Genomic DNA, 22461 nt, shown 5'->3' on the forward strand with positions numbered 1-22461 from the left:
CCTTAAGGCGCGGCCAGGTCCGCCAAGTAGCGCAGGCCGCCGATGCCAGGGAAGAAGCAATACGCGCCGCCGCGGGTGGTGATCATCCGCGAGAAGCCCTTCAGCACGGTGTTGTTCTTGCCCATGCGGCCGGGCGCGGCCAGCGTGAAGCTGCTGTCCGCGGCGTTGTTGACGCCTAGGAACACGTCTTCCCCGCTGATGTTGAACACGGCGTTGCCGGCGTCCGGGTTGCCCGGTTCGGTTGCGGATTTGACGAAGTCGCTGAGCAAATTCCACTGGCCGCTGAGAAATTCGAACTGATTCCTCAGGCTGGCGTTGATGAAATAGCCGATCAGCCCGCGCGCCGCCTGGGTGGGGCGGAGCGGGTCGTAAGCCGGGCCGTAAGGCATGGCCCGACGCACGATGCGGTGATGCGCGCTGTCGGTGCCCACCACCGCGCCGTTGCGCGGATTGTTGCGGCGGATATGCGAGCCTATCGGGCATTTCAGGCCCAGGGTGTCATCCTGGGACGGTTGGCTGTTGACGTAGTTGAAGTCGTTTAATTGATCTGCGGGCAAGGTGGCGCCGGCCTCATCCGGCCGCAGCGTCAGCGGGTTGCCGTTGCGCCAGCGTCCGCAGACCTTGGCCGCCAGCAGCTCGGGGTCTATGCCCGCCTTGGCCGCGTACTCGTTCAGAAACGCGTCGAAGCCGGCCACGTCCTGTTCCAGGATGCGGAAGGCGGCGTAGCTGCCGTTGCGGCTGAGCTGTTCGGGCTTGACCGTGTACACGCCGCCGCTTTGGTTGAGGTAGCCCAGCAGAAACTCCCCGGTGGCGACGACTTCCTGATCATCCGGCGCTTGGCGTTTGCGCGCCGGCGCGCCGGCGATGGTGGGCTGGGCGATGCTGTCGCGATAACCGAAGTGAATCTGGTTGTCCGGCAGCGCTTGCGCGTCGTGGGCGGACAGCTCGCTGAAACCGTCGGCGAAGCCCCGGCGCAGGCGCGCGCTGAGGCTTTCCAGCAACGCCGGGTCCTTGGCCACCCACAGACTTAGCAAAACGTGCACCCGGCCGCCGTCGGCCAGGCCTCCTATCCACTGTGCCGGCGAGCTGTCGCCCACGTCGCCGACGGCGCTGGCGGAGGCCGCATTGGTGGCGCCCAACTGGAAGGCAGGATCGAAGCTGGCCAGCTGTTCCGCGCCGACGCCCAGCGCGGCCAGCCCGGGACAGGTGAAGCCGATGTTCAGAAAGCCGCTGGGTTTTTTCAGCCAGCGTTCCGCAGTGGTGACGCGCGGCAGGCCGTCTTGTCCGGTCACGAGTTTGCGGATGAAGCGGCCGGCGGCGGCCGGATCGCGGATGCTCAGGACGAAGTGCCGGGCCAGGTCCACGCGGTAGCCGCGCAAAATCGTGCCTTGGATATCGTCGTATTGGAGAACGGGGCTGTTCATGGCGGGCCTTTCAGCAAGGGCGGGCGTGGACCGGGCCGCCCGCGCCTGGCGAAGGTGGGTTATCCGAGCGCGGCGAGTATGGTCTGCACGGTGTACGGGTAGGCCTGGTACAAACCGTTGTCGTTCTGAGTGCCGTCGCCGTTGTTGGGCGGTTGCTGGGAGGCGTCGTTCTTGGTGACGAAGGCCTGGAAGGCCGCCACATTGTTGGCCACCGGAATCAGCGCTTTGCCGCCCACCACGAATTGCAGCAAGGCGTCGAAGACGGTGCCCACCTGAGCGACGAAGTCGTTGATGTAGGCGTTGAAGCTGCCGTCGTATTCGGTGATCACCGCGATGACGTAGTTATCGCCGGCTTGGCCGGTGGGCTGCAAATTGGCGGCGGAGCGGTCCAGCAGCAGAGTGCGTGCGTAATGGACTGTGCCGATGGAGGTCAGCGCCTCATGCAGTTTCGGCTGGTATTCCGCCAAGGTGGCGGCGATGGCTTGCAAGCTGGTGCCGGGGACGACCGGCATCAGCAGGGTGAGCGGGCTGGCCATGAAGCTTCTCCCTAAGGGGTTTGGGAATTGAAGCCTAGCAGCGCGACTTTGACTGTCAATACGATTTTATTCGTTTTGCAAATCAAATGCCTTGATTTAGGTATTCGTACTAATGGTTTGCCCGATGGCCGCGTCCGGCATGAACGGAGGCGGCCGGATGCTCATTTCCGGTTGGTCAAGGACACGCCCGCCGCCGCCAGCGCGCCGCCCGCCAGCATGGACGCCAAGATGGGCTCCCCCAGCAGCCCCACGGACAAGATCACGCCGAAGGCGGGCACCAGATTGGTGAACACGGCGGCGCGCGACGGGCCGATTTCCCGGATGCCCTGGTAATACCAGATGAAACCCACCACGGTGCCTATGGCTCCCATGTAGAGCAGGGACAGCCAGATCCGCCAGCCAAAGGAGGCCCATGGAACGGAGCCGATCTCGCCGACCGCGCCCAGGGACAGGAAGGCCAGCCCCCATAGGGTGGCGTAGGTGGTGGCCGCTATCGGGCTCAGGGTTTCCATCGCCTTGCGAGAGCCCAGCGTGTAGGCCGCCCAGCTCAGCACCGCCAGGCTCATCAGGGCTTCTCCGGCGCCGAAGGATTGGCTGAAATCGTGGACTGTGCCGGCAAGATCGCCGCGGGTGACGACCACCATGGCGCCCAGCAAGGCCACGCCGATGCCGGCCCAGCGGCGCAGGCCCAAACTCTCCCGGAAAATCAGGCTGGCGGCCAGCGCGGTCATGATGGGGTTGAGGCTGACGAACAAGGCGGTGCGGCCGGCGGGTAGGCGCGCCAGCGCGCCGAAGAAACAGACGTTGTAGAGAAAGATGCCGGTGAAGCCCAGAAACGCGGTGACGGCGATCTGCGAGCGGTTCAGCCGCGGCAGCCCGCCTTCCAGCCGACAGGCCACCAGCACCAGCAGCAGAGCGGCCACCAGAAAGCGTCCGAAGGCGGCGGTCATCAAGGGCATGGACTGCGCCAGCACTCTGCCGGCGATGAAGGTGCCGCCCCAGAACAGCGCGGTCAGCGTCAGTTTGAAAGTCAGGGCCGGTCTGAGAGCGGCTTGGGCGCGCGCCGGCTGCGCGGCGATGGCGATGGAGCTTGGGTGAGTCATGGTGGGCGCCGGGCAAGAGGTCCGGCCTCCTGATGCTGTGTGGGTGGGCATATACTATTGATTGTTTGAATTCATGTGAAAATGAGCTTTTGCTCATGAGCGGGCGAGGCGGTCATGACCTTTACGCAGTTGGAAATTTTTGCGCTGGTGGCGGAGCTGGGCGGCTTCACCGCGGCGGCGGACAAATTGGGCATTAGCCAATCCGCGGTGTCGCACGCGATCAGGCAATTGGAGAAGGAGTGGGGGCTGACGCTGCTGACGCGCGGCCAGGCCGGCATAGAAGCCACCGAAGCCGGAAATAGCCTGTTGTTGCGCGTGCGCGAGCTGCTGGGCGTGGCCGAGGCGATCCGCCAGGAGGCGTCGGCGGCGCGCGGCTTGAACCACGGCGTGCTGCGCATCGGCTCCTTCGGCACGACGTCGTCGCTGCTGCTGTTGCCGCGCATTCTCGAACAGTTCCGCGCCGCTTATCCGGAAATCGACGTGTTCGTGGAAGAGGGCGAGGACGACGAAGTGGCGCAGTGGGTTAGCGAGCGCCGGGTGGACGTGGGCTTTGTGGTGCTGCCGGACGAGCGCTTCGACACCTTGCCGCTGGTGGAGGACCAGTTCGTGGCCCTGATTCCGGCCGGCCATCCGCTGGCCGGTCAGCCGGCGGTGGAGCTGGCGGATTTGTGCGACATGCCTTTCATCATGACTTTGGCGGGCAACACCACGCTGATTGAGAGACTGTTTGAAAACGCCGGCTTGCGGCCCAGGGTCAAGCACCGCTACGCCCAGATACTCACCATCGTCAAAATGGTGGAAAACGGGGCCGGGGTGTCCATCGTCGCCGATCTCGCGGTGCCGGCGCCCTTGCTGGCCTTGTGTCCCGGGGTAGTGAAAAAGCCGCTGGCGCCGAAGGTGAGGCGCGCGGTGGGCCTGGCGGTGCCCAGCCTGAAGCACGTCAGCCCGGCGGTGGCGGCTTTTCTGCACACGTCTAAAACCATGGCCAAGAGCCTGCGCGACGGTTCGCTGGGCGGTTTGTGAGCCGGTGCGAGGCAGAGCGAGAACAGGCTTTCAACGTCGTATCGCCGTCGCGCGGCAGATTGTGAACAGGCTTTTAGGCCCGGGGCAGGTCAAAGCGGATGTGGCAGCGCTTCTCCAACACCTGGCCGGCGCGCAGCACGGTGCGTTCGTCAAAAGGCCGGCCTATCAGTTGCGCGCCAAACGGCAGTCCGGCCCGGTCCAGCCCCACCGGCACCGTCAGCGCCGGCAGGCCCAGCACATTGGCGGGCGTGCTCAGCCGGATATAGGCGGAAACCACGCTTTCCTCGACGCCGTCCGGCCAGACGAAGTTGTCCTGTCCATGCAGCGGCGCGGTGTGCGGCACCGTGGGGGCCAGCAGCAGGTCGATGTCGGCGAACATTCGCCGCCAAGCGGTCTGCAGCGCGATCCGTGCGCGTCGGGCCTGGACGTAATCGCTGTCCGGTACCAGCATACAGGCTTCCAGCAGCGTCCTCACCTCCTCGCCGTACAGCTGCGGCGCGCGACGTAGCGCGTCCCGGTGATAGGCGGCGGCTTCCGGCGCTATCAGGCCCCATTGGATGGGCAGGATGAGTTCGGCCAGCGGGATGTCGACATCCACCAGCACCGCGCCGGCCGCAAGCAACTCGGCCTGCTGCTCCCGCAGCGAGGCTTGGATCTCCGGCGCGATGCGATCGTAGAAATAATTGCCGGGCACGCCGACGCGCAGGCCGTCCCCCCCTTGGTCCAGACCCTGGCGGTAACTGTCGGCCGACGCGGGCCGCCGGGTGGCGATGGCGTCCAAAAGCGCCGCGGCGTCCGCCACGGTGCGGGTGATGGGGCCGACATGGTCCAGCGAGCCGGACAACGGCACCACGCCTTGGCGGGGCACCAGATCGTAAGTGGGCTTGAGGCCCACCAGCCCGCACAGCGCGGCCGGTACCCGGATCGAGCCGCCGGTGTCGGTGCCCAGCGCCGCCAGCGCGCCGCCGTAGGCGACCGCGGAGGCGGAACCGCCGCTGGAGCCGCCCGGGGAGCGCTCCGGCGCCCAGGGGTTGTTGCTTTGCGGCGTGGTCAGGCCAAACGCGAACTCATGGGTGTGCGTCTTGCCGGTCAAAATCATGCCGGCTTGCCTGAGCCGGGCCGCCACCACGCTGTCGGCTGCGGCGAGGTGATGCCGGCGCACGCGCGAACTGGCGGTGGTGGGCAGGCCGGCCGCGTCTATCAAATCTTTCAGCGTATAGGGGATGCCGTGCAAAACGCCGCGATAGTCGCCGCGGCGTATCTCCAGCTCGGCCTGCCGCGCGTCGGCCATCGCCTGCTCCGCGACGAGCGCGACATAGGCGGACAGTTGGTCTTCTTTCTCTTGCGCCCGTTCCAGCACCGAACGGGTCAGCTCCACCGGCGACAACTGGCCGCTCTCAATCAGCCGGGCGGCGTCCATGATGTTCAATTGATAAGCTTGCACGGCGTTGACCTCCAGTCAGGATCGAAGGGTTGGACAAAGCGCGCGTCGGCGAGGCCGGGCTGGTCCAGCTTGGCGATTTCCGCGCGGATGAAGGCCAGGGTGGCGGCAACGGCCTCCAGGCGCTCGGGATCAAGGCTGAGGCCGGCGGCCTGGGCCTGGGCGGCCACGGCCTGTGGCGTGAGGATGGGAAGGGGCATGGGAAGCTCCTGGGGTTGGGGTCTGTGCAAGGTTTCACACTGCACAGCAGGCATTAGAGCCTGTTCTATGTCTGCTGCGCGCCGTGAGACGTGGCGCGGTGAGTACAGCTTCAGCATGCTCATGTACCACTTGTACATTCCGCTTCTTCAGCTGTTTCCGCCTTGTCTCGCTCTTGCTCGCGAGACTTTGAACAGGCTCTATAGAGTAGCTTGTCGGCAACGGATTAAAGTTGCGCGGGCTAGGGCGCTCCACTTAGCTCGCGAGATCGTAAACACCTTCTCAAAGGAATTGCCAGTCAAAATCTCCGCCGTCCCGGCGCGTGACCCGGCCGGCCGAGGAGCCCGAGAAATGTGCGCTGAACACCAGGGCGCTGCGCTCGGCGGCGAAGTCCAGCAGCCAGTGCCTCGATTTCCGCGCCTCGTCCTGCTCCCGGCAGAAGACGGAATTCCACTCCGGACGGTAGACCTGCATCGGCGTGTGCATCACATCGCCGCAGAACAGCGCCGTCTCGCCGCGGGAACTCAGCGAAATGGACATATGTCCGGCGCAATGGCCGGGCGTGGGGTGGAAGCGGAAACCGTCCTGGTAGTCGCCGCCATCCCGGCCGATGACGCGGGCCTGACCGGAGGCGATCACCGGCGCCACGCTGTCGTCGAACACCATTCGCCGGCTGTCCGCTACCGGCGTGGCGAAGAAATCCAGATCGCCTTGCGGCAAAGCATAGAGGGCCTTGGGAAAGGTGGGCGTCCATTGGCCCTTGATCAGCCGCGTGTTCCAGCCCACATGGTCCGCGTGCAAATGGGTCAGCAACACGTGGTCGACGTCCGCGGGCTGGATGCCCGCGTGGGCCAGGCGTTCCAGAAAGGGCGTTTGCAGCCGGTGGAACAGCGGGTTGAACGCGCGCTCCTTGTCATTGCCGACGCCGGTGTCGATCAGGAAAACCTGGCCGGCCCATTCCACCACCCAGCTGTGCACGCTCAGGGTGAGGCGTGCGCCGTCGGCGTCCAGCAGGCCGCGCAAGCCCGGCTCTTGCGCCAGCAGCGTCTCGTCCCAATCGCGATAGAGGAAGGACGGGGCCAGGCCGTGCAGCAGGGTGTCCGTCACGCGGGTGATCTTGGCGTCGCCAAGTTGATAAGTGGGGCTGATGGTGTCCATTTGGTTCTCTGCGGCTAGGGGGGGCGCCGGTGCGGCCGGCGGCTTGACCGTCACTATCGCGGAAATTATCCATGCTTTCCAATGCCGAATTATTAATTCGTGATAACTTAAAGGCATAGTCAAGCCGAAAGACCCCGCATGGAATTGCGTCATCTTCGTTACTTCGTCGCCGTGGCCGAGCACCAAAGCGTGCGCCTGGCCTCAGAGCGCCTGCACATCACTCAGCCGGCGGTGTCGCGGCAAATCCAGGACCTGGAACAAGAATTGGGCTTGCCCTTGTTTGAACGTTCGTCGCGCGGCCTCAAGCTGACCGCCGCCGGCGCAAGTTATCTGCGCGATGTGCGCAAAGCGATGGCCGCGCTGGACGACGCGGCCGAGGGCGCGCGGCGCGTGGCCGCCGGGCTGTTGGGCCGGCTGCGGCTGGGCTGCGTGGAGAACGCCGGCTGGGACGGACTGGTGCCCCAGGCGTTCAGCCGCTTCCAGGCGGAGGCGCCGGAGGTGGCGCTGGAACTGAGCGTGTTGAACACGCCGCAGCAATTGGGCGCCTTGGCGGAGGGCGCGCTGGACGGCGGCTTCATCTACCAATACGAGCCCCTGCCGGAAGGCGTCGCCGGCATCCCCTTGCTGGAGCACGACGTGGTGTTGGCGCTGCCGCGTTGCTGGGACACCGGCCACGACGAAAACCTCCCCGTTGCGCTGAGCAGCCTGGCGGATCGGCCCTTCGTCACGCTGCCGCGAGAAGCGTATCCCGGCTATTACGATCGCTTGATCGGCGCGTGCCAGCAACAAGGCGTGCATCTCAAGGTGGCGCAGGAGGCGGGCACCGAGACAGCGATCCTGTCCTTGGTCTGCTCCGGCATCGGCGCCGCCATCGTCAACTCGGCCAATCTGGGCCGGCCTCCGGCTCAGGCTCGCTTCTTCCGGCTGCGGGACCTGTCCTTGCCGATGCCGCTGACCTTCGTCAGCCGCCAGGACGCGGTCAATCCGGCGCTGACGCGCTTTCTGACCGCGCTTCAAGGCGTTTGAGCCGCCCAGCGTCGATAGCGCTGAGGCCGGGGAGCGCCGGCGGCTGCCCCGCCTCGCGCTTGACCGCGCCGTCAAGGGCGCGGCGTGGACCGCTTGCCGTCTCGCCATGGGGGGAGAGACGGCGTTCGGCATGCCCGGTCGCGTCATGCGCCTATGTCGGCCAGCGCCCCGACGGCGACGCCCAGCGCCTCTTCGAAAGCCTGGAACAGCGCGTCCGCCGCGGCCTCGCGGCAATAGGCGGGGTCGCAGCTTAGCCGGAATTCGGCGATGTCCGAGCCGTCGTCCAGATGGACGGCGATATTGACGGGGTAGTGGAAGAGATCCACGCCGTCCCAGTCCCGCAAATCCGCTTCTTTCGAATCCCGCGCCCGGAAATTCGTGAAGTTGAAGGTGTAATAAAACTCCCGGCCGGGGCCGCGCGCATCGAAAATCGCGCTGTGCGGGTAGAGCGCGTATTTTTCCTGTAGCAGCAGGCGCTGGTGGATCGCGTCAGCCGTCTCCAGAGGGCACTCCAGGGCCTGAAACGACAGCGGCTGCAAATTCCAGAACAGGCCCACCGCCTCCAGAGGATCGCTCAGTTCCGGCACCCGGCCGTTGACCACCATTCCGATCAGGACCTGAGGGTCCCGGGTCGCGCGCGCGATCGCCTGCCCGGCGGCGGCCAAATACAAGGATCGCGTCTGGATGCGCCGCGCGCGCGCGCAGTGGCCGACGCGGGCCACCAGCCGGGGCGCGATGCGTTTTTTGTGTTCCATCATCCCGGTTGGAGGCGCTCTCCTTCGCTCAACCGTCTGTTTTCCGGCAAACGGCGCTCGCCGCCAGTATTCAATCGCCGCCGGGTCCATGGTCATTTGCTGCTGGAGGGCGACATATTCGGAAAACACATCCGCGCAGGCCATCGGCGCGACGGCGTCATGGCGCCGATAGCGCTGGAATACCGCGTCGAAAAAGCGTTGCTGGCCCCAGCCGTCGTCTATCGCGTGGTGGATGCTTAGGAAAACGACGCAGCGGCTGTCCGTGGTTTGGAAGAAACGCAGCCGCGCCATTTCGCTGGCCGCTTCAAACGGCTTGAACGGCGCATGCAGGTCGGCGCGCGCGTACTCGGCAATCCGCGCCTGCCGCCGCGATGGGGCGTCGCGCCGGATGTCGACGGCGTCCAGACGCACCCGTTCCCTCCCCGCGTCGATGCGGAGAATCGCGTCGCCGTCGCGGACGAAGAGGGTGCGGAAGACGGGATGCCGGGAGAACTCCAAGCGGAAGGCTTCCATGAGCCGCGCGATGTCGAGCGTCCGGTTTTCGCAGTCAAACCACTGCTGCACATGATAGACGCCAAGTCCCGCAGGGGCCGCCTGATACTGCTCCAGCATGACGCGCTGCATATCGGACACGGCGTTTGCCCGTTTCGCCGGCGTCGGCGGCAAACCGGTTTCGCCCCGCAGGCTGCGGTCGTTCAGATCCCGGACATTCGGCGAATGAAACACGTCTTCCACCGTGGCGGCCCAGCCGGCGCGATTCAGCGCCATGATCAGTTCCACGGCGCGGATCGAGTCCCCGCCCAAGGCGAAGAAGTCATCGTTAGGACCAAGACGCTCCACGCCGAGCACCCGGCTCCAGATCGCCGTCATGTCGGCTTCATCGGCCGAGGCCGGCGCGTCCGGCGGGCGTTCGTCGCTCAGGGCCCGCGCCATTTGCGGCAACCGGCTGCGATCGATCTTGCCGTGAGCGGTCAGCGGCAGGCTGTCGATGCAATGAAAGTGGTGCGGCATCATGAAACCGGGCAGTTTTTCCGCCAGCGCCTGGCGGAGTTCCCGCAAGCTCAGCGGCGCGGACGCGAAGCGGAGATAGGCCGACAGCAGATCGCGCCCGTCCTCGGACGAGGCCTGGACTACCGCGTTGGCGACGCCGTCCAGCTCGCAGAGCGCGGACTCGATCTCCGCCAGCGAAACCCGGAAACCGCGGATCTTCAGGTAGCCGCCCTTGCGCGCTTCGTAAACCAGCTCGCCGTGCGGATCGATCTTCGCCAGATCCTGGGTTTTGTACATTCGCGCGCCTTCGTGGCCGGGGAAGGGGCAGGGAATAAAGGCCTCGGCGGTGAGGCCGGGCCGGCCGTGATAGCCGCGCGCCAGCCCTGGGCCGGCGACATACAGCTCGCCGACATCGCCGGCCGCCACCGGCTTCAAGTCCTCGTCGAGAAGGAACAGCGACAAGTCCGGCAAGGCCGAGCCGATGCCGGCGGACTTCCGGTGTTTCGTCTCGTCGGCGTCGACCACATGCAGGGTGACGTGCACGGTGGTTTCGGTAATGCCGTACATATTGACCAGCACCGGGCCCTCGTTGCCCATGGTTTTGAACCAGGGTTTGAGCTGGATCAGGTCCAGCCGCTCGCCGCCAAACACCACGAAGGCCAGCGACGCCAGGGCCTCGCGCTGTTCCGGATGTTCGCTCAAATACAAGGCCAGCTGATAGAAGAAGGACGGCGTCTGATTGAGCACCGTGGCGCCATGCCGCCGCAAATACGCCAGCAGCGCGGAGGGGTCTCGAATGATGGCCAGGTCCGGGACCAGCAAGGTTCCGCCATGCAAGAGCGCGCCGAAAATTTCCCAGACCGAAAAATCGAAGGCGTAGGAATGCAGCAAGGGCCAGACGTCCTCCGGCCCAAAGTCGTAATAGGGCTGGGACTCGGTAAACAGCCGCAGCACATTGCGGTGGGTGATCAGGCTGCCTTTCGGGCCTCCGGTCGAGCCCGAGGTATAGATGACGTAAGCCAGCTTGTCGCGATTCGGCGCGCCGTCTGCGGGCGTCTCTGCGTGATCGTCGCGCGATGGGGCAAAGGCGTCCAGATCAAGCTGCGGGATGCCCTTGGCGGACGCGGCGGCGGCCAGCCTTTCCCGCGATGCCTCATCCAAGACGATGAGCTTGGGCCGGGCGTCGCCGATGAGATAGTCCAGCCGCTCGGCCGGATACTCCGGGTCCAGCGGAAGGTAGGCGCCGCCGGCTTTCAGGATGGCCAGCATGGCGACGATCAGATTGGACGATCGGCGCACGGACAAGCCCACCAGGGTTTCGGCGCCCACGCCCATGACGCGGAGCCGGCGGGCCAGGGCGTCCGCCCGTTGGTCCAGCTGTTGGTAGCTGAGCGAAGCCGCCGCGCATTGCACGGCGATGCGGTCGGGAAAGCGCTGGACCGAGCGGGAGAAAGCCTCGGCAAGCGTTTGGCAGGCGCTGAGTTCTGTTGGATGAGTCATTGGTTTTTCATGTCCTGTCGGCAAGGGCGCTTTGCACCCTCCGGCGGTTGGTCTGTTGTCGGCGCTTGACATGGGGTCAAGTCGCGTCCGCCGCCAAGCCAGCGTTCCCGGCGCCGGCCGGCTTGGGTTTTCTCAGCAGCTTGGGCGCGGCGCGCGGCACTTCCCCGGCGACGTTCGCGCCGGCGGCTTGCCGCAGCGGCGCGTCGAAGCCCCACACGCACTGGGACAGCAAGGCCGATAGTTCCGCGCCCATGGTTTCAATCGACGCTGGATCGAACATATCGGTCGCGTACTCTATGCGGACGCAACTGCGCGCGAGGTTGAAGCCGAAGGCCAGGTCGAACTTGGCGATAGGGTTGCTGCCCGGCAGCAAGGTCACGGACAGGCCGTCTTGCGTCCAGCCGTCGAAGTCTTGATCGGCGGTGACCACCACCTGGAAGACCGGGTGTTGGCCGGGAACGCGCTCCACGCCAAGCTGATCGACGAGGGAGGAGAACGGCACCCGGTAGCCGGCGTAACTCGCCTGGGCGGTTTGGCGGATTTTTTCGATGATGTTGCGCGGGGTGTCGGCTGTCTCTATCCGCACCGGCATGGCCAGCAAATTGACGAAATTGCCTATGGTGTCTTCAATCGCGCCTTCGCCGCGTCCGCCATGGGGGAAGCCCATGCAGACGTCGGCCTGATGGCCGCGCGCGGACAGATAGGCGGCGAGCAGGGCGGCGACGGCCATGAACGGCGAGGCGCCAAGCTGGGCGGCGCGCTGGATGTGCTCGCCCAGCAGCGCCTGGGGCAAGGCGCACTCCAGGAAGGCCCCGGCGTAGTCGCGTCTCAGCGGGCGCGGGCGGTCCGGCCTGAGATTGAGCGGGGTCGCGGTTCCCGCCAGGCGGTCTAGCCAGCGGCTCAATTCCTTTTGATAGTCGCGGCTGCGCTGCCAGGCCCGCTCCTCGGCGGCGGCCTCCCTCACCGTCGTCGCCGGCCCCACGGCGGGCAAGGCGCCGCCTCGCAGCAGGGCTCGCAGATCGCGCAGCCATATCTGCGCGGAATGGCCGTCAAACGCCATGTGGTGAAACACCATCAACAATACCCAGTGTTCGCGGTCGCGGCGTACTAGGCAAAAGCGGAAGAGCCGGCCGGCGGCGAGGTCGAAGGCGGTGGAGCTGAAATCCCGTTCCAGGCTGGCGAAGCCGGCGTCGCGGCTATCCTGCGGCTGTTGGCTGAGATCCGCGGTGTCGAGCACGCGGGAGGGCGGCGCGCCGATGTCCTGACGCAGGCCGGACGGCGTTTCCACAAAGCGCGTGCACAGGGCTTCATGACGCTTCAGCAACTGCTCCAGCGCCGCCTCCAGGCGGGCGGGGTCCAGTTGGCCACGCATCTCCAGATGCAGCGGGACATTGTACAAGGCGCGGTCCGGGGCCAGTTTCTCGAAGAAATACAGGCTTTGCTGATTGCTGGACAGCAGGCCGAGCCGGTCGTCGGCCTGGGGCCGCGCCAATGCCGCGGACGCGCCGGTGTCCCGCTCTTGCCCGCTGCTGGAGAGTTCTTGCCCATCAGCCGCCGACAAGGCGTCCAGCCGGCGGGAAGGATCAGCCAGGCAATGCGCGGCGAAGCGGACCAGCCCGTTCAAGAGCCGCTGGGCGGCCGAGGCTTCGAACAAGGTGCCGGCGTACTCGAGCGCCAGCCAGAGGCCGTCGTCGCGTTCGTCCAGGACAAAGCTCAAATTGTGCTTCGCGCCTCCGGCATGCGCCGCCTGCTCGGCCAGCCGCAGGCCGGAGAGACGCCAGAGCGGGCGTTTTTGCACCCGCGCGGCGACTTGAAACCCTGGCGGCGCCAAGGCGGCGGAGGATTCAAGCGCCATGTCCCGGTTCTCGAGTCCTTGCACGGCCAGCGAGCGGACCTGGTCCAGCATTTCCCGCAGATTAGGCTTGGCGTCCAGCCTCAAGCGCAGCGGGAGCGGGGTTTCGAACAGGCCGATGATGTCATTGGTTTCCGCGTGGCGTCGTCCCGGAACGGACGCGCCGATGAGGATTTCATCCCGGCCGCTTTCCGCGCCCAGGAAAAGACCGAGCAAGGATGAGAAAACAAGCAGCAAGGCGTCTCCCGTTTCCTGTTGAAGCCGGCGCAGCTGTTGCTCCTGAGCGGCGGGGAGCTTGAGCGTCAACTCCGCGCCGTCCGTCAATACCTTGGCCGGAAACGGGCCGCCCGCGCTCAATAGTGAAAGCCGGGGCGCGCCGGCACGCCATTGTTCGCGCTGCCAATGAGCGAAGTCCGCGTAATCGAGCGCATTGGGCGCGAGCTCGACGTTGCCGCCGTTCAAGGCCGCGGCGTAAGCCGTTTCCAGGTCCGTCGCCAGAATGCCGGCCGACCAGGCGTCGAAAACGGCCTGATGGAACGTCATGATCAGGCGCGCGTCTTCATCCGCCGGCTGAAGGAGAACAAAGCGGAACAAGGGCCCCGTTGCCAGATCGAAGGGGCGGCGGATGATTTCCCGGACGGCAGCGGCCAGGCCGGCGCTGTCTCCGCTCGCCGCTTCTAGGGGCTTCAGCTGGAGCAAGGGGCCGGGCCAGGCATGCCGCGTCGAGCAACGCAGCTCGTCGCCGTCGAAGGCCATTGTCGTGCGCAATGCCTCGTGTTTGGCCACGACCGCGGCCAGGGCCGTCTCCAATGCCGCGGCGTCCAGCGCGCCGCTTATCCGCAGCACGACGGGAAACGAGCATGAGGCGGCGTCCGGCGCCAACTGGTCAAGGTAGAAAAGCTGTTCCTGATGCGAGGACGCAAGCCAGCCGTAGCCGGCATCGAGTGAAAATTTCATAAGCGAATACCTTGGGTTGGCAATCTGTCGACAAGAGAAAGCCTTTATTCAGCCCCGCGCCCCAAGCCGGCGACGGCTTCCTGGCAGCTTTTACGGCGCGCGGCAGAGATTGAACAGGCTCTCAGCAGCTGAAGCTGCTGCAGCCGTACAGCCGTTCCGCGCTCAGGCCCGCGGCGCGGCAGCGCTCGAGAAACTTGTTCGACTCGACGATCTGCTTGCTGTCGGCCGAATACTCCAGGCCGGTGACGAAGCGCATCCAGGGTTCTTGCCCCATCGCGTAGACGTAGATCTTCTTACAGTCGAACTCCTCGACGATGCTCCAGGCGTGTTCGCAGTCCGAGCCGGACAAGGTGCGGGATTCGTCGTCGCGCCGGCTGAGCGGGCTGCCGGTGTACGGGCCGTACAGCCAGCTGAGCGGCGCGCCGTCGCACTCCATGCCGATGAACAGCGTGTCCGCCTTGCCCAGGCGCTCCACGATGCGGCGGTACAGGGCGCGGTCCTTGCAGTCCGAGTCCGCCAGGAACAGGAAGCGGCGGTTTTTCAGCCGCAGGAACATGCCATGCTTGCTTTCGATGTCCAGGTCGGCGTGCTCGCCGTAAAACGGCAGGCTGACGATTTCGCCGTCGTCGAAGCGCACGCTTTCCATCGGCTCGAGTTCGGACACGTTGCGGAAGCCGAGCGCGCGCAGCGTGAGCTTCATCGATGGATCGGCCAGGCTGCGGCTGTTGTGGCGCGGCACCAGGAGGCGGCCGATGCGGCCGCGCAATTGCAGCAGCAGTTCCGGGCTGAAGTGGTCCTGATGGTTATGGGTGATGAACACGTAGTCGATATGGTCGGGCAGATCGTCGAAGGTCAGCCGCTGCGGTTCTCCGTCCCGGTCCCAGGTGACGAAGGGGTCGATCAGGACCGAGGTGGACGCCGTTTGCAGCAAGACGCAAGCGTGGCCGAAGTAACGGATGCGGACATCGCCGCCGTGATACTCGGGCTGGTTGCGCTGCGGCGCTTCGGTGTCGAAGAAGCCGCGGAAGCGGGCTTCCTGTTCCTCAGGCACCTTCAGCGCCTGCTTCAGTTCCGCGTAAGGGACGGCGCGTATCCGGCTGGCGGCGAGCGCTTCGTGATGAGGCGCGGCGAAGGGCAGCGGGAGCACCAGCCTGGCGTCGCCGTCCAGCCGGGGCGTGTTCAGAAAGAAATGGCGCTGCTCGTCGCGTTCGGTGCTGAAAGCCAGCGCCTGCCGGTCCGCGTCCGCGGCGTCCGGATAGCTCAGCAATGGGTCCAGCACGCGGAGGCCGGGGTGATGGTTGAGGTCGTAGCTGACTTCGATCAGGCCGGCCAGCGTGGGCGGCAACTCGGCGTAGACCGCGTCCAGGCTGTGGCCGCTGGCGGTTTGCTGCAGCTGGCGGTTGAGCTTTTGCAGGTCTTCGGCGAAGCGGAGCAGCGGCGCCGCGTCCTTCAGCGTGTCCTGCAGCAGGCGGCGCACCGCGGGCAGATCGCTGGCCGGCAGTTCCAGGAAGGGGCCGCCCAGCATCTGGGGGTTTTTGGAGGCGGCGATGTGCACATTGGGGTTGGCGATGAAGGAGCGCAGCAGCGGAATCTGGCGGAAGGCCAGATTGATCGCCTGCTGGACCGGCGACACCAGATGACTCCAGGCGTACCAGCGGTGGAACAGCGGTTCCAGTTTGACGCCGCTTTTCAGGTGGACGGCCGCGTCGGGATGGGGAGTGTTCATGCTTGCTCCAATGTCGTGGAAGAGGGGGTGGAATGGCGCGAAGCCGGCGTGTCGGACGGGGCCGTCGCCTGGCTGAGTTCTGCGCGCGACGCGGCGTAGTCCGCGTAGTCGGCGTATGGCCGCGGCAGCGGCGTCCAATCGGGGGCGCCGCCGTCGGCGCGAGCGGCGTAAGCCTGGGCCAGCTCCCGCAGCAGCGGCGCGATCGGCGCGCCGGCGCCGCTGTCCGCGGCCTGGCGCAGCGCGGCGGGCAAGGCCTGGCCGTTGGCGGTGTTGATCGTTGCCCCTGTTTCGGCCGGCGCGTTCAGGGCGGCGTGACGGCGGCCCAGCTCGCGCAAGGCCTGGCGCAAGGCCGGCAGCTCCAGCTCCCCGTCGCAGCGCAGCGAGACCGGCGCGCCGTCTTGCTGGCTGACGGTCAGCCAGAACGAGCGGCCGCCGGCCGCCGACGAGGATTCGTCCGGGCGGCCAAACGCCGGGCGTCGCGCCAATTCGGCGACGCTGGGGGCGAGGAAGAGCTGTTCCATCGACAGTCTGACGCCCAGCTTGCCGCGGATGCGGGCGGCCAGCCGCATTGCCAGCAAGGAGTCGCCGCCCAGTTCGAAGAAGCCGGCGTCCAGATCCACGGCCGGCAAGCGCAGCGTTTCCGCGAACAGCTCCGCCAGCGTCTGTTCAAGCGGCGTGGCCGGCAAGCGCTGCGGCGCGGCCGCGAAGACCGGCGCCGGCAGCGCGCCGCGGTCCAGCTTGCCGTGGGCGTTCAAAGGCAGCGCGGGCAAGACCGTCACCGTGGCGGGCACCATGTAGTCGGGCAGGCCGGCGGCCAGCTCGGCGCGCAGCCGCGCGCCGTCCAGGCTGGCGCCGGCGCGCGGGACGGCATAGGCGACCAGGCGCTTGCGGCCATCGTCGTCGACAGGCAAGACCACGGCCTGGGCCACGCCGGTTTGCGCGAGCAGCGCGGCCTCGATCTCGCCCGGCTCGATGCGATAGCCGCGCAGCTTGATCTGCTGATCGAGGCGGCCGAGGAATTCCAGCTGGCCGTCGGCCAGGCGGCGCGCCTTGTCGCCGCTGCGGTACAAGCGGCTGCCGGGCGGGCCGTAGGGATTGGCGACGAAGCGCTCGGCGCTGAGCGCGGGGCGGTTAAGATAGCCGCGCGCCAGGCCGGCGCCGGCCACGTACAGCTCGCCGGCGACGCCGACGGGCACCGCTTGCAAGGCCTCGTCCAGCAGATAGACCTGGCTGTTGAGCACTGGCCGGCCTATGGGCGGCGCGCCGTTGGTCAGGTGGTCGCTCAAGGTGGCGCAGATAGTGGATTCGGTGGGGCCGTAGGCGTTGATCATTCGGCGGCCGCGCGCCCATTTGGCCACTACCTCGGCGGGGCAGGCGTCGGCGCCGACCAGCAGCGCGCCGGGCAGCAGGTCCGGCGCCGGTTCCAGCATGGCCAGCAGCGCCGGGGGCAGCAGCGCGTGGCTGACGCGGGCGGCGCGCAACGTGCCCACCAGGCTGTCGGCGTCCAGCTGTCTGGCGTTGGCGGGCACCAGGCAGGCGCCGCCGGCGAAGGCCATCAGCATTTCCAGCACCGAGGCGTCGAAGCCCGGCGAGGAGAACTGCAGCACGCGCGCGGACGCGTCCAGCGCGCAGCGCTCTTTCAGGTCCTGCGCCAGGCTGGCCAGTCCGGCGTGGCCGACCGCGACGCCTTTGGGCCGGCCGGTGGAGCCGGAGGTGTAGATCACGTAGGCCAGATCGTCCGCCGTCAGCGGCCGCAGCCTTTCTTGCTGGGCGATGTCGCCGTCCGCGAACAGCTCGTCGTCGGCCTCCGGCGCCAGCATCGGCCCGGCGGTTTGCGGCAGGCGGGCGGCGGAGCCCGCGTCGCTCAGCACCAGGGCGGGGCGGGCGTCGTCCAGCATCAGCGCCAACCGCTCGGCTGGGTAGTTGAGGTCCAGCGGCAGATAGGCGGCTCCGGCTTTCAGCACTGCCAATTGCGAGACGAGCAGCGCCGCCGATTTGGGCAGCGCGACCGCCACCAGCCGGCCGGGGCCGATGCCCGCGGCGATCAGCCGCCGGCCCAGCCGGTTGGCCCGGCGGTTGAGCTCGGCGTAGCTCAAGGTTTCGCCGTCGCAGTCCAGCGCCGGCGCGTCCGGCGCGCGGCGGACTTGCCGCTCGAACAGCTCGCACAGCGGCAGCGGCGCGATGTCGCGGGCGCTGGCCCGGCCATCCAGCAGCAGGCGGCGCTCGTCCTCGTCCAGCAGGTTCAGGCGGCGTACTGGGCCGTCGGGATCGCCGGCCAGCTGCGCGAGCACGGCGGCGTAGCAGCGGGCGTAGCGCCGCAACGCGTCGGCGTCATGGGCGTCGCGGTGGGCGGTCAGGCTGCCGACGATGCGCGCGCCGTCGGGGCGGAAATTGATCTGCAGCGTGAAGCTGTTGTCCATTGCACTATCCTGCTGGCGCCAGTCGGCCAGCGCTTCCAGCGCCTGGAAATGCGTGTAGTTGAAGATGGCCTCGCCAGCGTCGCGCAGGCCGGCGTCGCGCAACATGGTGGCCAGCGGATAGCGCCGGTGCGGCAGCAACGCCCGTTCCGCGTCTATCACGCGGCCTATCAGCCGGGTCCAGGATTCGCGCTGGATGTCCATGCGCAGCGGCACCGAGTTCAGGAACAGGCCCACCATATGCTCCGCGTCCGCGGTTTCCGGCCGGCCGTTGGTGACCAGCGCGGTGCAGGCGCCGCCCTTGCCGGTCAGCATGGCCAACGCCGCCAGGTGGGCGGCCAGCAGCACCGATTTCAGCGGCGCGTTCAAGCGGCGCGCCAGCGCGGTCAGCGCCGTCGAAACTGGCTCGTCTATGGCGATGTCGGCGTGGATCTGCAGCGGGCCGTCGGCCGCCACGGCGGTGTTTTCCTCCCGCGCGAGCAGCGCGGGGGCGGCTTCGTAACCGCGCAGCTGTTCCCGCCAGAAATCCCGGCTGGCCGGCGAGGCCATTGCCTGACGCTCCAGCGCGATGTAGTCGCGGTAGCGGCTGGACAGCGCGGGCAGCCGGCAGGGCTGGTCGGCCAATTCGGCCTGGTAGAGCTGGGCGAGTTCGACGATGAAGACCGAGTCGCTCCAGCCGTCGAGGATGGCGTGGTGGATGCGCAGTGTCAGATGGAAGCGCCGCTCGTCCAGCCGGTGGGCGTGGGCGTGCAGCAGCGGCGCGGCGCCGGGATCGAAAGCTTGTTTCGACCAGGCGGCGATGAAGGCGGCAAGGGTGTCTTGCTGGGCGGCGGGCGGCAAGTGGCCGAGATCATCTTCTCCCAGTGGAATGGCGGCCGTCGCCAATACCAGTTGCAAGGGTTCGAGATAGCCATCCAGCGCGAAGCGGGTGCGCAGCAACTCGTGCCGCCGGCACAGCGCGTCCAGCGCGCGGCGCAGCGCGGCGGCGTCGTAAGGCTGGGACACCGCCAGTCCAACGATGTTGTGGTACAGCGTCGAGCCATCGCGGAAGGCGCTGTGGAACAGCATGCCCTGCTGCAATTGGCTGAGCGGGTAGGCGTCCACCACGTCCGGCGGCAACCGCCGGCGGTCGGCGGGGTCCAGCAGGGAAAAGGGCTCCGCCGGCGCGGCGGCGGCGGTCGCCTGTTCGGCATGGGCGGCCAGCAGCGCCACGCTGTGGTGTTCGAACAGGTTGGCAAGCTCGAAGGAGACGCCGGCTTTGAGCGCCAGCCCCTTCAGCCGCAGCGCTAGCAGCGAATCGCCGCCGAGGTTGAAGAAGCTGTCGTCCAGGCCGACGCGCTCTAGACCCAGGGTTTGGGCGAAGGCCTCGGCCAGCAGCTTCTCTTTCTCTGTAACCGGCTCGCGGTGCTCGGCCAGCGCCAGCTCCGGCGCCGGCAAGGCGCGGCGGTCCAGCTTGCCGTTGGGGGTGAGCGGCAGCGCATCCAGCACCACCCAGGCGGCAGGCACCATGTAGTCGGGCAGGCGGGTGGCCAGCGCGTCGCGCCAGCGCGCGACGTCGGCCTGGACGCCGGCGGCGGGCACCGCGTAGGCGACCAGCCGGCGCTGCCCGGGCGCGTCCTCGCGGATCAGGAGCACGGCCTGGGCGACGCCGGGCTGGTCCAGCAGCGCGGCTTCGATCTCGCCCAGCTCGATGCGCAGTCCGCGCAGCTTGACCTGATGGTCTAGGCGGCCCAGGTAGTCCAGCGCGCCGTCCTCGCGGCGGACGACGCGGTCGCCGGTGCGGTACAGCCGCTGGCCGGCGGCGAAGGGATGGGCGACGAAGCGTTCGGCAGTCAGAGCCGGACGGCGCAGATAGCCGCGGGCCAGGCCGACGCCGCCCAGATAGAGCTCGCCGGGGATGCCGGGCGGTAAGGGCCGCAGCATGGAATCGAGCACGAAGAGCTGGGTGTTCCAGATTGGGTGGCCGATGGGCACCGAGCGGCTGTCGCTTGCCGGATCGCAGGTCCAGGCGGTGACGTCGACGGCGGCTTCGGTGGGGCCGTAGAGATTATGCAGCGGGCAGGGCAGCGTCTGGGCGGCGCGGGCCAGCAGCGGCGCGGGCAAGGCTTCGCCGCTGCACAGCACGCGGCGCAGGCTGGCGCAGCCGGCGCTGGCGGGCTCCTGCAGGAAGGCGTCCAGCATGGAGGGGACGAAATGCAGGGTGGTGACGCCGCGGCGGCGGATCAGCTCGGCCAAATAGACGGGATCACGATGGCCGTCGGGTCGGGCCAGCAGCAGCGAGGCGCCGGCCATCAGCGGCCAGAAGAACTCCCAGACCGAGACGTCGAAGCTGGACGGGGTTTTTTGCAGCACCACGTCGTCGTCGGCCAGCGGGTAGGCGTGCTGCATCCACAGCAGGCGGTTGACGATGGCGCGGTGGCTGTTGACGGCGCCTTTGGGGCGGCCGGTGGAGCCGGAGGTGTAGATGACGTAGGCCGGATGCCTGTCGTCGCCGGGGAGGTCCAGCGGCGCATCGGACAGGATCTCGAGCGCATCGTGGAGCTGGTCCAGGCACAAAGCGCGTTCGATGGGCAGGCCGGCCAGCAGCTCGGAACGGGACAGGACGATGGCGGGCTGGGCGTCGGCCAGCATGAAGGCGATGCGTTCGGGCGGGTAGTCGAGATCGAGCGGCAGATAAGCGCCGCCGGCCTTGAGCACGGCGAGCAGGGCCACCACCAGATCGATGGAACGGGGCAGCGCGACGGCGACCAGGGTCTCGGGGCCGACGCCGTCGGCGCGCAGTCGGCGGGCGAGGCGGTTGGCGCGTTGGTGCAACTGGCGGTAGCTGAGGGCGACATCGTCGAAGCGCAGCGCCTCGGCGTCGGGGCTGAGTTCCGCCTGGCGTTCCAGCAACTGGGTCAGGGTGGCGGCGGGCAGCGGGGCGTCGGTGCGGTTCCAGGCGGCGAGCGCGTCTTGTTGGGCCGGCGTGGCCGGCGGGATGCGGGCGAGCGGCAGCTCGGGCTGTTCGGCGATCAGGCGCAGCAGTTCCAGCAATTGCCGGGCGATGCCGTCGACGGCGTCGGCGGAGAAGAGATCGGGCCGATAGCCGAAGCGTAGCTCGAGCGCGGGTCCGGGGACGGCGCACAGGCTGAGCGGATAGTGCGAGGTGTCGGCGCCGTCGCCGCCGAGCGGAATCAAGGCCAGACCGTCGGCTACCTTGCCGTCGGCCGCGCCGGGTAGAGCCGGATAGCTTTCGAAAACCAGCAAGGTGTCGAACAGCTCCGTTCTTCCCGCCGCTTGCTGGATTTCGGCGAGGCTGAGGTGCTGGTGCTCGATCAACGCGGCCTGCTGGGTTTGCAGGCGTTGCAGCAGGGCGGCGAGGGTTTCCTCGGGCTGCAGGCGCAGGCGCAGGGGGACGGTGTTGATCAGCAGGCCGACCATGCGTTCGACGCCGGGCAGCTCCGGCGGGCGTCCGGAGACGGTGACGCCGAAGACGACGTCGTCGGCGGCGGAGAGGCGGGCGAGCAGGATGGCCCAAGCCGCTTGCAGCAAGGTGTTGAGGGTGACGCCCAACTGGCGGGCCCGCGCCTGCAGAGGGGCGGTTTCGGTTTGCCGGGACAGGATCAACTGGCGCTCCCCCGCGGCGGCGGAGGCCAGTTTGGCCGGTTCGTCCAGGGCTTCCAGGCTGGCGGCCCAGGCGCGGGCGGCGGCGGCCTTGTCCTGTTGTTGCAGCCAGGCCAGATAATCGCGGTAGGGCGCGGCGGGCGGCAGCGCGGCCGATTCTCCCTGGCGGTAGAGCGCGAACAGCTCGTCCATCAGGATGGGCATGGACCAGCCGTCGAACAGCAGGTGGTGGAAGCTCCACAGTAGCTGATGGCGCTCCGCGTCGAGCTTGACCAGGATGAAGCGCAGCAGCGGCGGCTTGCCCGGATCGAAGCGGCGGCGCAGGTCCGCCTCCAGCAGCGCGTCCAGCGCGGCGGCGTCCCGGCCGGACAGATCTTCCTCACGCCAATCCAGTTCGAATTCGCGGGGCACCACCTGACGCGGCTGCGCCAGCCCCTTGTAGACGAAGGCGGCGCGCAGATTGGGATGGCGTTGCAGCAGCGCCTCCGCCGCGCGCTTGAGCCGGCCGGCGTCCAGGACGCCGCGCAGCTCGAAGCGGTTGCGGACATGGTAGGCGTCCGCCTCGCGTTCGTCGTACAGCGCGTGAAACAGCAATCCTTGCTGCAATGGAGACAGCGGCAGGATTTCGGCGATCTTCGACATTGTTAACCTCGCAATGGGCGGTCGCCGTCGGCGGCCGCCCGGAAAGTATTTGGAACCGGTTCTTAAGAGAGTGGTTACGATCTAGCGAACAAGAGCGAGACAAGGCGAAA

12 protein-coding genes are annotated in these 22461 nt (G+C 67.5%); 2 read left to right on the forward strand and 10 right to left on the reverse strand.

Translation table 11 applies throughout. The annotated features are described in order from the left end of the window. Positions 1-2: 2 nt before the first annotated feature. The 3 genes from B0T39_RS16055 to B0T39_RS16065 all read right to left on the reverse strand — a co-directional run bounded on the left by B0T39_RS16055 (position 3) and on the right by B0T39_RS16065 (position 3063). Positions 3-1424 (reverse strand): Dyp-type peroxidase, encoded by a 1422-nt coding sequence (locus B0T39_RS16055; RefSeq protein ID WP_081548293.1) that lies wholly within the window; start codon positions 1422-1424, stop codon positions 3-5. A gap of 59 nt (positions 1425-1483) precedes the next feature. Next, the gene (locus tag B0T39_RS16060) at positions 1484-1960 is read right to left on the reverse strand and encodes a hypothetical protein (RefSeq protein WP_081548295.1); all 477 of its coding nucleotides are present in this window, start codon (positions 1958-1960) and stop codon (positions 1484-1486) included. A 161-nt stretch (positions 1961-2121) separates the two neighbouring features. Further along, positions 2122-3063 (reverse strand): DMT family transporter, encoded by a 942-nt coding sequence (locus B0T39_RS16065; protein WP_081548297.1) that lies wholly within the window; start codon positions 3061-3063, stop codon positions 2122-2124. 114 nt (positions 3064-3177) lie between these two features. Here B0T39_RS16065 and B0T39_RS16070 point away from each other — a divergent pair, with 114 nt between their 5' ends. Continuing rightward, entirely contained in the window at positions 3178-4086 is a 909-nt protein-coding gene (locus B0T39_RS16070; protein WP_081548299.1) for a LysR family transcriptional regulator, read from the forward strand. A 73-nt stretch (positions 4087-4159) separates the two neighbouring features. Here the strand turns inward: B0T39_RS16070 and B0T39_RS16075 are convergent, their stop codons facing one another. The 3 genes from B0T39_RS16075 to B0T39_RS16085 all read right to left on the reverse strand — a co-directional run bounded on the left by B0T39_RS16075 (position 4160) and on the right by B0T39_RS16085 (position 6883). Next, on the reverse strand, positions 4160-5530 hold the full coding sequence (locus tag B0T39_RS16075; RefSeq protein WP_081548301.1) for an amidase: 1371 nt from the start codon (positions 5528-5530) through the stop codon (positions 4160-4162). Continuing rightward, positions 5512-5727, reverse strand: coding sequence for a hypothetical protein (locus B0T39_RS25160; protein ID WP_141111262.1), 216 nt, complete (start codon positions 5725-5727; stop codon positions 5512-5514). The genes B0T39_RS16075 and B0T39_RS25160 overlap by 19 nt, the downstream gene beginning before the upstream one ends. Positions 5728-6007: 280 nt before the next feature. Further along, positions 6008-6883 (reverse strand): MBL fold metallo-hydrolase, encoded by an 876-nt coding sequence (locus B0T39_RS16085; protein WP_081548305.1) that lies wholly within the window; start codon positions 6881-6883, stop codon positions 6008-6010. A gap of 138 nt (positions 6884-7021) precedes the next feature. On the opposite strand from B0T39_RS16085, the gene B0T39_RS16090 reads away from it, so the two are divergent. Then, on the forward strand, positions 7022-7909 hold the full coding sequence (locus tag B0T39_RS16090) for a LysR family transcriptional regulator (RefSeq protein ID WP_081548307.1): 888 nt from the start codon (positions 7022-7024) through the stop codon (positions 7907-7909). 143 nt (positions 7910-8052) lie between these two features. Here B0T39_RS16090 and B0T39_RS16095 read toward each other — a convergent pair whose 3' ends face one another. From B0T39_RS16095 to B0T39_RS16110, 4 genes are all read right to left on the reverse strand, one after another. Next, positions 8053-11154, reverse strand: a complete 3102-nt coding sequence (locus tag B0T39_RS16095) for a non-ribosomal peptide synthetase (RefSeq protein WP_176219575.1) — start codon at positions 11152-11154, stop codon at positions 8053-8055. 76 nt (positions 11155-11230) lie between these two features. Continuing rightward, positions 11231-13963 (reverse strand): condensation domain-containing protein, encoded by a 2733-nt coding sequence (locus B0T39_RS16100; protein WP_081548311.1) that lies wholly within the window; start codon positions 13961-13963, stop codon positions 11231-11233. A gap of 121 nt (positions 13964-14084) precedes the next feature. Continuing rightward, positions 14085-15689, reverse strand: coding sequence for an MBL fold metallo-hydrolase (locus B0T39_RS16105; protein WP_081548313.1), 1605 nt, complete (start codon positions 15687-15689; stop codon positions 14085-14087). Then, positions 15686-22351 (reverse strand): non-ribosomal peptide synthetase, encoded by a 6666-nt coding sequence (locus B0T39_RS16110; protein ID WP_081548315.1) that lies wholly within the window; start codon positions 22349-22351, stop codon positions 15686-15688. The genes B0T39_RS16105 and B0T39_RS16110 overlap by 4 nt, the downstream gene beginning before the upstream one ends. Positions 22352-22461 lie beyond the last annotated feature (110 nt).

It is taken from the genome of Chromobacterium haemolyticum (genome assembly GCF_002081825.1).
GTDB classification, from domain to species: domain Bacteria; phylum Pseudomonadota; class Gammaproteobacteria; order Burkholderiales; family Chromobacteriaceae; genus Chromobacterium; species Chromobacterium fluminis.